Annotated in this window: 13 protein-coding genes; 7 read left to right on the forward strand and 6 right to left on the reverse strand. The window is 70.6% G+C overall.

The annotated features are described in order from the left end of the window. The first annotated feature begins 43 nt into the window (after positions 1-43). From ACFY5A_RS06245 to ACFY5A_RS06260, 4 genes are read left to right on the forward strand one after another with little or no spacing between them, the layout of a single operon-like run. Positions 44-799, forward strand: coding sequence for a hypothetical protein (locus ACFY5A_RS06245; RefSeq protein ID WP_387232426.1), 756 nt, complete (start codon positions 44-46; stop codon positions 797-799). Next, positions 796-1,848 (forward strand): efflux RND transporter periplasmic adaptor subunit, encoded by a 1,053-nt coding sequence (locus ACFY5A_RS06250; protein WP_387232428.1) that lies wholly within the window; start codon positions 796-798, stop codon positions 1,846-1,848. The genes ACFY5A_RS06245 and ACFY5A_RS06250 overlap by 4 nt, the downstream gene beginning before the upstream one ends. Beyond that, positions 1,848-2,555, forward strand: coding sequence for an ABC transporter ATP-binding protein (locus ACFY5A_RS06255; protein ID WP_387232430.1), 708 nt, complete (start codon positions 1,848-1,850; stop codon positions 2,553-2,555). Before ACFY5A_RS06250 ends, ACFY5A_RS06255 begins: the two co-directional genes overlap by 1 nt. Further along, positions 2,552-3,766, forward strand: coding sequence for an ABC transporter permease (locus tag ACFY5A_RS06260; RefSeq protein WP_387232432.1), 1,215 nt, complete (start codon positions 2,552-2,554; stop codon positions 3,764-3,766). The genes ACFY5A_RS06255 and ACFY5A_RS06260 overlap by 4 nt, the downstream gene beginning before the upstream one ends. 251 nt (positions 3,767-4,017) lie before the next feature. Here the strand turns inward: ACFY5A_RS06260 and ACFY5A_RS06265 are convergent, their stop codons facing one another. From ACFY5A_RS06265 to ACFY5A_RS06290, 6 genes are all read right to left on the reverse strand, one after another. Next, positions 4,018-4,785, reverse strand: coding sequence for an ABC transporter permease (locus ACFY5A_RS06265; RefSeq protein ID WP_105675727.1), 768 nt, complete (start codon positions 4,783-4,785; stop codon positions 4,018-4,020). Further along, complete coding sequence (locus ACFY5A_RS06270) at positions 4,782-5,552, reverse strand: ATP-binding cassette domain-containing protein (RefSeq protein WP_344013548.1); 771 nt, start codon at positions 5,550-5,552, stop codon at positions 4,782-4,784. The genes ACFY5A_RS06265 and ACFY5A_RS06270 overlap by 4 nt, the downstream gene beginning before the upstream one ends. After that, positions 5,549-5,920, reverse strand: a complete 372-nt coding sequence (locus ACFY5A_RS06275; RefSeq protein WP_105675723.1) for a DUF1048 domain-containing protein — start codon at positions 5,918-5,920, stop codon at positions 5,549-5,551. The genes ACFY5A_RS06270 and ACFY5A_RS06275 overlap by 4 nt, the downstream gene beginning before the upstream one ends. A gap of 1 nt (position 5,921) precedes the next feature. After that, positions 5,922-6,266 (reverse strand): PadR family transcriptional regulator, encoded by a 345-nt coding sequence (locus ACFY5A_RS06280; protein ID WP_341940656.1) that lies wholly within the window; start codon positions 6,264-6,266, stop codon positions 5,922-5,924. 175 nt (positions 6,267-6,441) lie between these two features. Further along, on the reverse strand, positions 6,442-7,080 hold the full coding sequence (locus ACFY5A_RS06285) for a response regulator transcription factor (RefSeq protein WP_105675719.1): 639 nt from the start codon (positions 7,078-7,080) through the stop codon (positions 6,442-6,444). Next, positions 7,068-8,303: a sensor domain-containing protein gene (locus ACFY5A_RS06290; protein ID WP_223587366.1), complete on the reverse strand. Its 1,236-nt coding sequence runs from the start codon at positions 8,301-8,303 to the stop codon at positions 7,068-7,070. The genes ACFY5A_RS06285 and ACFY5A_RS06290 overlap by 13 nt, the downstream gene beginning before the upstream one ends. 108 nt (positions 8,304-8,411) lie before the next feature. Between ACFY5A_RS06290 and ACFY5A_RS06295 the strand changes: the two genes are divergently transcribed. The 3 genes from ACFY5A_RS06295 to ACFY5A_RS06305 are packed head-to-tail and all read left to right on the forward strand — an operon-like array spanning position 8,412 to position 12,266. Next, the gene (locus ACFY5A_RS06295; protein WP_341940655.1) at positions 8,412-9,182 is read left to right on the forward strand and encodes an ABC transporter ATP-binding protein; all 771 of its coding nucleotides are present in this window, start codon (positions 8,412-8,414) and stop codon (positions 9,180-9,182) included. Continuing rightward, positions 9,182-11,746: an FtsX-like permease family protein gene (locus ACFY5A_RS06300; protein WP_387232435.1), complete on the forward strand. Its 2,565-nt coding sequence runs from the start codon at positions 9,182-9,184 to the stop codon at positions 11,744-11,746. Before ACFY5A_RS06295 ends, ACFY5A_RS06300 begins: the two co-directional genes overlap by 1 nt. A 31-nt stretch (positions 11,747-11,777) precedes the next feature. Beyond that, complete coding sequence (locus tag ACFY5A_RS06305) at positions 11,778-12,266, forward strand: hypothetical protein (protein WP_387232437.1); 489 nt, start codon at positions 11,778-11,780, stop codon at positions 12,264-12,266. The last annotated feature ends 66 nt before the right edge of the window (positions 12,267-12,332 follow it).

Raw genomic sequence — 12,332 nt, forward strand, 5'->3', positions numbered from 1 at the left:
GCGGAGTCGTGGACGAGCCGCGGCCGGGAGAAAGGGAAATGTCATGGTCGATGTGAAGAAGCGCCGCTCCTTGGCGGTGATCCCCGCCATCGCGGCGGTCATCGTGCTCGCCGCCTGCGCGGCTCCGGAGGGACAGGGCAAGGGGGATGCCGCGAACGACGCCGCAGCGGCGCGTTTCGTGACATGCCTCACCGGGGAGGGGCAGACCGCGAAGATCCTCGAGGGCGGGCAGGTGGGCATGCTCATGCCCGATGCTCCCGGCGACTCCCCGATGGAGAGCATGGAAAGCGGGTCGGCGACGCTCAGCACGGGAGAGGGCGAGAACCTCGGCATGACCATGGTCACGACCGACGAGGACGGCATGTGGCTGGCGTCGACCACCGCAGACGGCTACCCGGAGGACGGCGGCCAGCGGGAGGCGTGGGAGACCTGCGAGAAGAAGGTCCCGGAGTTCTCGCAGCCCGAACCGGACATTTCGATGGCCGAGGGCGCCAAGGCGTTCTCCGCGAAGGACATGATCGAGGCGAGCTTGAAGTTCGCCGAGTGCGCCAGGGAGAACGGGTACGCGGACTTCGCCGATCCGGATGCCGACGGCATGCTGGAGCTCCCGGCGGGCATCACCGAAGACGAGGCCAGGGAGCTGCTCACGTCGTGCAAGGACGCGATGGGCGAGATGCCGCCGGCGATCTCCCAGAAGAGCATCGAGGCGCTCGACTTCGACTGGTTCGCCGTGGTGAGCGAGTTCTTCAAGGGCGGGTTCATGGCGACGACCGTCGTTCCCGCGGAGGGCGGCGAATGAGCCGCCGGGTGGCCTGGGTGCTGACGCCCCTCGCGCTCGTCGCCGCTGCGGGGGTGGCGCTCGCCGTGCTGCAGCCCTGGCGGTCCGCCGCCGAGAGTCCTGACGAGGGCAAGAAGCCGGTCACGGCCATCGCCGAGCTCACCACGCTCACCTCCGACCTGCGTCTGAACGGCAGCCTCAGCTACGGCGCATCCATCGACCTCCCCGGGCGCGGAGGCACCGTCACCCGTCTGCCGAAGGCCGGCGATGTGGTGGGCGTCGGTCAGGCGCTCTACGAGGTCGACGGCAAGCCGGTGATCGCGGTGCGCGGCGACCGGCCGTTCTGGCGGGATCTCGGCCTGGGTGTGGAGAAGGGGCCCGACGTGCGTCAGCTGGAGCAGGCGCTCGCCGACCTCGGCTTCGGCAAGAACCTGACGGTCGACGACGAGTTCACGCAGGTCACGGAGGCTGCGGTCAAGGCCTGGCAGAAGTCGCTGGGGATGGCGAAGGACGGCGTCGTGAAGCTGGGGGACGTCGTCGCGATCGCCGATGCCTCGGTGCGGGTCGATGCGGTGAAGGCCCACCTGGGCGACCCCGCCGGCTCCAGCCCGCTCAGCTACACGGGCACGACCCTGCGCGTGGTGGCGAAGCTCACGGATGCGCAGGCGAGGGAGATCCTGCCGGGGACGGCGGTGAAGGTCGTGCTCCCCGACGGCACCGAGGTTCCGGCGACGATCACGTCGATCGACCCCGGCGGGCAGCCGACGGAGAAGGAGGGCGAGACGACGCCGCCCACCGCGCTGGTCGATCTGGCCGACCCCGCGGCCGCGCAGGGCATCGGCCTTCGTGCCGTGAAGGTCGTGCTCGCGGCCGACGAGGTCAAGGACGCGCTCGTGGTCCCGGTGACCGCGCTGGTCGCCACCGCCGACGGCGGCTATGCGGTCGACGTGCTCCGCAAGAACGGGAAGGTCGAGCGGGTGGCGGTCGAGGTCGGGCTGATCGCCGACGCCCGGGTGCAGATCGTCGGGGGAGACCTCGCCGAGGGCGACGCCGTGGTGGTGGCCCAGTGATGCCCGGAACGGTCGTCGAACTGGTCGACGTCGTCAAGGAGTATCCGGGCAGCCCGCCGCTGCGCGTGCTGCACGGGGTCGACCTGGCCATCGGGAGCGGTGAGCTCGTGTCGGTGGTGGGGGCGTCGGGGTCGGGCAAGAGCACGATGCTTGCGATCATGGGCACCCTCGACGATCCGACGAGCGGCACCGTGCTGATCGACGGCACGGACGTCGCGAGGCTGGGGGAGCGCGAGCGCGCCGCCCTGCGCGCGCGGCGGATCGGGTTCGTCTTCCAGCAGTTCTTCCTGCTGCCGGCGCTGAGCGCGCTCGACAACGTCGCACTGGGGCTGCTCTACTCCGGGGTGCCTGCGGCGGAGCGGGCGTCGAGGGCCGCGGTCGCGCTCGAACGGGTGGGGTTGGGTGCGCGCATGCGGCACCGGCCCGGTCAGCTGTCGGGCGGCGAGCAGCAGCGCGTCGCGATCGCCAGGGCGGTCGTCGGCGATCCGTCGGTGCTGTTCGCCGACGAGCCGACCGGCGCCCTGGACTCGACCACGGGCGAGCGCATCCTCGAACTGCTCACCTCTATCTCCGAGTCCGGAACCGCGGTGGTGATCATCACCCACGATGCGCACATCGCCGCCCGCACGCAGCGTCAGGTGAGCATCCACGACGGGCGCATCCTCAGCGACACCGGGGCCCTGGTCCTGGAAGGAGCAGCACGATGAAGCGGCGTTCAGGGGAGAGGATGCCGAGGCTCAGCGCGCTCGACAGCATCCGCACCGCGCTCATCGGTCCACGCAGCCGCAAGATGCGCACGGCGCTCTCGGCGCTCGGCGTGGCGGTCGGGATCGCGGCTCTCACCGCGATCACGGGTATCGCGGCGTCGAATCAGGCGGCGCTGCTCGCCAAGCTCGACGCGCTCGGCGCGGACATGCTCGTCGTCCAGCCGGGATACGGTCCCGATGACAAGCCGGTGCCGCTGCCCCAGTCGGCCGCGGGCATGATCGACCGGGTCGACGGCGTCGAGGAGGTCGGCGTGCTGCAGAGCGTGCCCGACGGGGTCGGTGTGTACCGCAACGACTTGATCGCGAAGAGCCAGGGCAACGGGCTGACGGCGTACGCGGCGAGCCCGGACTTCCTGTCGTCGGTGGAGGGGTCGGTGGCCGAGGGGGAGTGGTTCGACGAGTCGACGCGCTCCCTTCCGGTCACGGTGCTCGGAGCCGCGGCGGCGGCGCGCATGGGGATCACCGAGCCCGGTGTGCGGGTGTGGATCGGTGAGCAGTGGTACACGGTGATCGGCATCCTGGACTCGGCGGGTCTCGCCGAGTCGATCGACGCCTCGGCGTTCCTCGGCGACCGCTGGGCCGCTGAGCACGTGTCGGCGGATGGCGAGAAGAACACCATCGCGTCGATCTACGTCCGGATGGCGGACGGCGGGACGGGAGCGGATGTGCGCGACGCCGTCGCGCGCGCAGCCAACCCGGCATCCGACTACGTGCAGGTCATGGGACTCGGCGATCTCGCCGGAGCCCGGGAGACCGCGGACGACTCGCTGTCGGGCCTCGCGGTCGGCCTCGCGGCGATCGCGCTGCTGGTCGGCGGGATCGGCATCGCGAACACCATGGTGGTCACCGTGCTGGAGCGTCGAGGGGAGATCGGGCTGCGACGGGCGCTCGGCGCACGCTCGGGGCAGATCGCGGGGCAGTTCGTCGGCGAGGCTCTGGTGCTGGGCGGGCTCGGCGGACTGGTCGGCATGCTGCTCGGCGGGGTCGGGGTGTTCGTCTACGCCGCGATCCAGGGGCAGGCGGCGTCGATCCCGCTCGTCGTGCTGGTCGGCGGGCCGCTCGTGGCGCTCGCGGTCGGCGTCGTCGCCGGCCTCTACCCCGCCGTGAGCGCGGCGCGGCTGTCGCCGACCACGGCCCTGCGGACGGTGTGAGGCCGCGGCATCCGCTCTCCGCCACGGGGTGAGCGCGTGTTCGGGAGGAGATCTCTTTCTCGGGCTGAGGAATCCGGCTCAGGTCTCAGCCCGAACGCGAGTTCTCCTCCCGACGCGTCGGGACACGACGCGACCAGACCCGACGTGTCGGGACCCGACCGGGCGGGACGTGACCGCACGCCGCCGAGCGCGGCGAAACGCCCCGTCCGGGGAGTATCCCCGGGCGGAGCGTTCCGTCTCGCTGGGCGAGGTCAACTGATCTTCTTGCGGTACGCGATGATCGCGAACACGTAGCCGACGACGAGGATGCCGACGCACCAGGCGAGTGCCACCCAGATGTCGTTCCCGACGGGCTTCTCGGCGAACAGCGCCTGGATCGTGTTGACGATCGAGGTCACCGGCTGGTTCTCGGCGAACCAGCGCACCGGCCCCGGCATCGTGTCGGTGGGCACGAAGGCCGAGCTGATGAACGGCAGGAAGATGAGCGGGTACGAGAAGGCGCTCGCTCCGTCGGTCGTCTTCGCGCTGAGCCCCGCGATGATCGCGAGCCAGGTGAGCGCGAGGGTGAACAGCAGCAGGATGCCGATGACCCCGAGCCACGCGAACACGCTCGCCCCTGTGCGGAAGCCCATGAGGAAGCCGACCGCGAAGATGATCGCCAGGGTGATGCCGTTCGCGACGAGCGAGGTGAGCACATGCGCCCACAGCACGCTCGATCGGGCGATCGGCATGGAGTGGAACCGCTCGAAGATGCCCGACTGCATGTCGGTGAACAGCCGGAACGCCGTGTAGGCGATGCCCGACGCGATCGCGATCAGCAGGATGCCGGGGAGCAGGTAGTTGACGTAGTTCTCGGTGCCGGTGCTCTGCTTGAGGGCTCCGCCGAAGACGTACACGAACAGCAGCATCAGCGCGATCGGGGTGACCGCCGTGGTGATGATGGTGTCGGCGCTGCGGAAGATGTGCCGCATGGAGCGGCCGGTGAGCGTCGCGGTGTCGGCGACGAAGTGCGTGCTCATGCTGCGTTCTCCTTTCCGGTGGTGCCGACCAGCGTGAGGAAGATCTCCTCGAGGGTCGGCTGCTTCTCGACGTACTCGACCGTGGCTGCGGGGAGCAGCTTCTTGAGGTCGGCGAGGGTGCCGTTGGCGATGATGCGGCCCTCGTGGAGGATCGCGATGCGGTCGGCGAGCTGTTCGGCCTCGTCGAGGTACTGCGTGGTGAGCAGCACCGTGGTGCCGCTGTCGGCGAGGGAGCGGACGACGTCCCACACCTCGATGCGCGCCTCGGGGTCGAGGCCGGTGGTCGGCTCGTCGAGGTAGATGACCTCGGGGTGTCCGACCAGGCTCATCGCGATGTCCAGCCGGCGGCGCATGCCGCCGGAGTAGGTGCCGACCTTGCGGGACCCGGCATCCGTCAGTCGGAACTTCGCGAGCAGGTCGTCGGCGACGGCGCCCGGGTTCTTCAGGTGCCGCAGCTTCGCGACGAGCACGAGGTTCTCGTGTCCGGTGAGGATCTCGTCGACCGCGGCGAACTGGCCGGTGAGGCTGATCGACTCGCGCACCTTGAGGGGGTCTGCGGCGACGTCGACGCCCTGCACCGTGGCGGTGCCGGCATCCGACTTCAGCAGGGTGGAGAGGATGCGGACCATGGTGGTCTTGCCGGCGCCGTTGGAGCCGAGCAGCGCGAAGATCGACCCGGAGGCGACCTCGAAGTCGACGCCGCGGAGCACGTGCAGGTCCTTGTAGGACTTCTCGATGCCGCGCACCGAGATGGCGGGGGTGGTCATGATCGGTTCTCCTTCTTCTTCGCGTCGTCGAACGCCTTGATGAGGCGCCCGCGCTCCTTGTCGATCCACTGTCGTCCGCCGTAGGCCGCGGCGTAGTTCTCCGCGAACTCGACCGGGTCGTCGCCGACGATCGCGCTGACGGGAGTGCCGTCGAGTGCGGCCCGCTCCCACATGTCGGCGATGTCGAGGAACATCTTCACGATGGTGTCGCCGTCGGTGATGCCCCCGTAGTACATGTTGTAGCGCTGCTGGGCCTTGGCCATCTCGCGATACGGCTCGGGGAGGGCGTTGATGCGGGCCTGCGCCTGCTTGTACTGCTTCTTCTCTTCGAGCGATCCGGTGATCATCTCGATCCACTTCGCGGCCATGTCAGTTCTCCTTGTCGTGTGTGTTCGTGCTGTTCAGCTGTTCGATGTGCGTCTTGAGGAAGTCCCAGGTCTTCCAGAACTCGTCGAGCTCCTGCCGGCCCTGCGCGTTCAGGGTGTACACCTTGCGGGGCGGGCCCTTCTCGCTCGGAACCTTCTCGACGTCGACGAGGTTCTTCTGCTCGATGCGCACGAGGAGTGCGTAGATCGTGCCCTCGGCGATGTCGGTGAACCCGTGGTCGCGGATTCGTGTGGTGATCTCGTACCCGTATGCCGGCTGCTCGGCGAGGAGGGCCAGAACGATGCCCTCCAGAGTGCCCTTGAGCATCTCGGTCATCTGCTTGCCCATCAGGTCCTCCTTTCTCTCTTCTGTCTCGGTCTTCGGTACTCAGTGTTGCTGGGTACCAGTACAAAGTAACACTGAGTACCGGTACTTAGCAACACCGAATACCAAACTTTTTTCGACGAGCTCGAAGGGTCGCAGAAGAGACCTCCGCAGGCGGCGGAGGGGAGGGCGGATGCCGTCAGCTGCGCAGGTACGCCAGGACGGCGAGCACGCGACGGTGTCCGCTGTCGCTGGCGGCGAGACCGAGCTTCGCGAAGATGTTGCCGATGTGCTTGCTCACCGCGGTCTCGGTGACGAACAGCCGGCTCGCGATCGTGAGGTTGTCGAGACCCTCGGCCATGAGCCCGAGCACCTCCCGCTCGCGCGGAGTGAGCGTCTGCACCGGATCATCGGCACGGCGTCGGCTCATGAGCTGGGAGATGACCTCGGGGTCCATGACCGTCCCGCCCGCCGCCACGCGGCGAAGGGCGTCGACGAACGAGGCGACCTTGCCCACCCGCTCCTTGAGCAGGTAGCCCAGCCCGTCGGCGCCCGCCGCGAGCAGCTCTCCGGCGTAGCGGTCCTCCACGTAGGCGGAGAGGACGAGCACGGGGAAGCCGGGGCGACGGCGGCGTGCCTCCGCCGCCGCCTTCAGGCCCTCACTGGTGAAGGTCGGCGGCATCCGCACGTCGAGGACGGCGGCGTCGGCATCCTCGAGCAGCGCCAGGAAGTCGTCGCCGTTGTCGACGGCCGCGACCACGTCGAAGCCCTCGCTGCGCAGCAGCAGCGCCAGCCCCTCCCGGAGCAGGGTGTCGTCCTCCGCGATCACGATCCGCACAGCATCTCCGCTCTCAGAGTCGTCGGCCCGCCCGCGGGGCTCGTCAGGTCCATCGTGCCCTCGAACGCCTCGATGCGTCGTCGGATGCCGGCGAGACCTCCGCCGGGGCGTTCGATCGCCCCACCGCCGCCGTCGTCCGTGACGGTGATCTCCAACAGGTCGCCGTCGCGTCGCACCCGCACGGACGCGCTCGCCGCGTCGCTGTACTTGTTCACGTTGGTGAGGGCCTCGGCGACGACGAAGTAGCTCGCCGACTCCACGGCCGCCGGCACCCGGCCCACGTCTGACGACTCCAGCGTGCACGGCACGGCGCTGCGTCCGGCGAGGGACGCGAGCGCTCCTTCGAGTCCGAGCTCGTCGAGGATCGGCGGATAGATGTCGTGCACCGTGCGGCGGAGTCCCGCGAGGGCGTCCGTCGCGGCATCCTGCGCGCGGCGCACCTGCTCGACGGCATCCGTCGCGCCGGTCTCGAGGGCGCGCTCCGCGATGCCGAGCATCATGACGACGTTCACCAGCCGGTTCTGCGCGCCGTCGTGCAGGTCGCGCTCGATCCTCCGCAGCTCGGCGCCGTGAGCGTCGAGCGCGGCGGCGCGGCTCAGGGTCAGGGCGTCGACCCGCTCGGCGAGCAGAGACCGGCGGGGGGCTGTGAGCATCCGCGCCGAGATCAGGGAGAAGAGACGGGCAATGGCGGGGATCAGCGCCCACGAGATGAGGCCGTAGATGACGCCGACCAGCGGCATGAGAGCCGCGGACTGCCAGGACGTGACGGGGAAGGCGAACACGATCGGCTCGTCGGCCGGAGCGAGCTGCCAGTAGAACGGGATGGCGAGCGACTGGACCACGCCGATGGGGAGCGCGATCGTCACGATCGACACGAACATCATCGGCAGCGCGTGCACCGTGAGCCAGAGGGCTTCGCGGCCCGCGGCGGGGGAGAACGAGAAGCGCAGGCGCTCGTCGATGGTCGCGCCGCGGTGCAGGGTCCCGCCCGGCGACGGGATGTCCTCACCCCGGTAGCGCCCCACGCGGCGGCGGTTCACATCGCTCCACCTGTGCAGGATCCGCACGAACTGCGGCAGCAGCAGGACTCCGCCCGTGATGAGCATCAGGGGGAGCAGGACGAGTCCGATGCAGAAGAGCAGGAGGGAGCCGAGGGATGCCGCGGTGTCGACCGCGACGAACGCCCAGTCGCGCAGCCAGCGCCGCATCCGTCCATCTTTCACTGTGCCAGTCTGACGGACAACCCGAACCGGCACGGTACAGCTGGCTCCACCATCCATCCGGTGCCCCGCAGGATGGGATGCCGCGCGCGGTCTTCCTAACGTCGAAGCATGACTTCTCCACTTCAGGCATCCGCCTCCGCCCCCGCAGTCGTGACCGAGGCGCTCCGCCTCGACGGCGTCGTCAAGTCCTACGGATCGGGACCAGGCAAGGTCACCGCGCTGCGGGGTATCGACCTCGTCCTCGGGCAGGGGACCTTCACCGCGATCATGGGGCCGTCGGGCTCCGGCAAGAGCACGCTGCTGCACAGCGCCGCCGGTCTCGACCGTCCGACCAGCGGATCGGTGCGGCTCGGCGGCACTGAGATCTCCGGGATGCGCGCCGCCGCGCTGACGGCGTTCCGCCGCGACCACATCGGCTTCGTCTTCCAGGCGTACAACCTGCTGCCCGCGCTCGACGTCGACGACAACATCACGCTTCCGCTGCGCCTCGCCGGCCGCCCCCTCGATCGGGCGTGGCTCGACTTCCTCGTGGAGTCGGTCGGACTCGTCGAGCAGCGGCGGCGGAGGCCCTCCGAGCTCTCCGGCGGTCAGCAGCAGCGTGTGGCGATCGCCAGGGCGCTCATCACGCGTCCGCACGTGCTCTTCGGCGACGAGCCGACCGGAGCGCTCGACTCGCGCGCGGGTGCGCAGGTGCTCGACCTCCTCGCGCACATGACGAAGTCCCTGGGGCAGACCGTGGTGATGGTCACGCACGACCCCGTCGTCGCCTCGCACGCCGACCGTGTGATCTTCCTCGCCGATGGAGCCTTCGCCGGCCACCTCGACGGAGCCACGCCCGCCCGGATCACCGAGCGCATGAGCTCGCTCGGGGAGTGGTGATGGGCGCCGCGCCCCTGCGCATGGGGCGACTCGTGCGCGCAGACGTCCGCTTCCATCGCGGCGGCTTCGTCGGAGTGGCGGTGGCCATCTTCGTCGCGACGATGCTCGTCACGGGCCTCGGCGTGCTCGTCGAGTCCGGCATCCGCGGTGGACTCGCCCCTGAGCGCTACACGCAGGTCGACGTGGTCGTCGGCGCCTCCCAGCAGGCCGAGTCGACCGCCCCCGCCGAGCCGCCGCCCGGGGTGCCGGACGGCGTTCCGGTGCCGCCGTCGGGGGACCTCCCGATCTCCCTTCCGGAGCGGGCGGTGCTCTCAGACGGGGCGGCGGATGCCGTCGCCGCGGTGCCCGGCGTGGCGAGCATGGTGGCCGACGTCACGGTGCCACTCGTCGACGCTGCGGGCCTCGTCGTCGAGGCGCACCCGTGGTCGGCGACTGCGCTGTCCGCCGTCGCGCTGCGCGACGGGCGGGCCCCTGAGGCCGAGGACGAGGTCGTCATGGTCGCCGGTCCCGGCGTCGATGTCGGCGTGACCGTCCTCCTCGCCCACGGCGGAGAGCGCGCGGAGTACCGCGTCGTCGGCGTGCTCGCGGAGACGGATGCCGCCACCCGAGCACAGCACGCGTATCTCTCCGACGATCGCATCGCCGAGCTCGATCCCCACGGCGGCGCCGCGCAGGTGCTCGGCGTCTTCGTGGCCGAGGGTGCGGCGCCCGACGAGGTCGCCGAGGCGATCAGAGCCGCCGTCCCCGGGCTCAGCGCGCAGACCGGAGCAGGACGCGGCGACATCGAGTTCCTCGACTCCGGCGCCGCGCGCATGACGCTCATCGCGATCGGCAGCGCGTTCGTCGGCACCTGCATCCTGGTCGCGCTGTTCATCGTCGCGGGCACGCTGTCCCTGTCGGTGCAGGCGCGGCGTCGCGACTTCGCCCTGCTCCGCGCGGTCGGAGCGAGCCCGCGTCAGGTGCACTCCCTGATCGCACGAGAGGTGCTCTCGGTCGCGGGGGTCGCGGCGGTGCTCGGCATCCTGCCCGGCTACCTGCTCTCGACGGCGCTGCAGACGGCGTTCGTGCAGGGCGGGGTGATCCCCGGTGACTTCGCGCTGGCGATCAGTCCCATCCCCGCCGCCGGCGCGCTCCTGCTCGTGCTCGGCTCCGCCTGGGGTGCGGCGGCCATCGCCGCGCGGAGACCGGCGCGGCTCGACCCGGTCGAGGCTCTGCGCGAGTCGGCCACCGGGGCCCGGAGCATCGGCCTGCCGCGGATCATCGTGGGCATCGTGCTCGCGGCGGCGGGGGTCTCGCTGTCGACCGTGCCGCTCGTCGCACGCGGCGAGTACGCCAGGGGCGCCGCAGCGGGAGCGGCGATGGTGCTCATCATCGCGCTCGCCGTGCTCGGCCCGTGGCTCGTCGGTCTCGTGATGCGGCTGCTCGGTGCGGTGCTGCGGCGCACGACGGCCGCGGGGTTCCTCGCGGCCGAGAACAGCATCGCGAACAGCCGGCGGATGGCCAGCGCCATCCTCCCGCTGGCGCTGGGGATCGGCCTCGGCCTCGTGCAGGTCGGCGCTCCGGCGATCGTCGCGGCGGAGGCCGCGGCGCAGGCGGAGGCCGGCGTCACCGCGGATCTGCGCGTGAGCGCGCAGGCGGGGATCTCGACGGGTGCGCTCGGCGTCGTCTCCGACGTGCCGGGGGTGACCCAGGTGAACCCGGTGACGGTGAGCATGGCGGCGCTCGACTACCGCGATCTCGACGGCTCTCCGATGATCGGCGAGCACACGCTGCAGGGGATCGCCCCCGACGCGGTGTCCGACACCCTCGATCTGCGCGTGCAGTCGGGGGGCCTGGAGGCACTGGACGGAGAGCACGCCGTCGCGGTGAGCACCGACATGGTGCAGACGCTGGGGGTCGACCTCGGCGACACCGTCAAGGGGCGGTTCGGCGACGGAACGCCGCTGGAGGCGGTGGTCGTCGCGACCTACGAGCGGGGGCTCGGGTTCGGCGACCTCACGATGGAGGCGGATGCCGTGCGCCTGCACACGACGGACGCTCTCACGGACTTCGCGCTCGTCGCGGTGGCCGACGGCGCGGCATCCGATGTCCGGGAGTCGCTCGAGAGCGCGGGACTGCTGGTCCAGGGGGTCGGCGGGCAGAAGGCGGCGGGGGCCGATGCGCAGTCGCAGCAGGGCTGGGTGAACCTCGTGGCGCTGATCGTGATCCTCGGGTACATCGCGATCGCGGTCATCAACACCCTGGTCATGGCCACGGCCGAGAGGTCGAGGGAGCTGGCGCTGCTGCAGCTGATCGGCTCGTCGCGGCGGCAGGTGCGGGCGATGATGCGCACGGAGGCCGTGCTGATCGCCGTGATCGCCGCGGTGTTCGGGGTCGCCGTCGCGATCCCGCCGCTGATGGGCATGAGCATCGGGGTGAGCGGGAGTCCGATCCCCGCACTGCCGCTGGGGATGAGCGGGATCATCATCGGATCGATGTCGGTGCTCGCGCTTCTCGCGCTCTGGGTCGCGACCATCACGACGATGCGCGTCCGGCCGATCGACGAGATCGGGTCGAGGCAGTAGTCCGCATACCCCAGAGGGGTATCATCGAGGGATGAGACGACGGCGAGCGGTGCGCAGCGCACTGCTCGCCGTCGTGCTCGCCACCGGCGTCATCGTCGGGCTTCTCGGCATGCACGCGCTCGACGTGCACGGCACGGTCCATGCGGCGGTGGGGGCGCACGGCCCGGCAGCAGGGGCGGCGCACGATGCCCCGGTGCACGTTGCGGCGGTGGGGACGCACGGCCCGACGGTGGGGGTGCACGCCGAGTACGGCTCGGTCTCTGCGGATGCGCTCGCCGCCGCACCTTCCTCCGGGGGCGCTCTCCTCAGCTCGTCGGGGTGCGCCGACTGCGACGCGGGCGGCGGGATGTGGACCGCGTGCGTGCTCGCGCTCCTCGCCGGCCTGCTCCTGCTCCTCGTGCCGCGCGCGCGTCGACGGCTGCATCCCGCGCTGCCCCGTCTCCTGTCACGAGAGGACTTCGCCGATGCGGCGTTCCCTCGACCGCCTTCCCTGATCGTCCTCTGCATCAGTCGCACCTGAACCGCGGGCGCTCCCGCATCACGCGCACCGCGCCCGCGGTCGCGCGCATCGACTGAACCACAGACA

It is taken from the genome of Microbacterium sp. NPDC012755 (assembly GCF_042901325.1).
Taxonomy (GTDB): Bacteria; Actinomycetota; Actinomycetes; order Actinomycetales; family Microbacteriaceae; genus Microbacterium; species Microbacterium natoriense.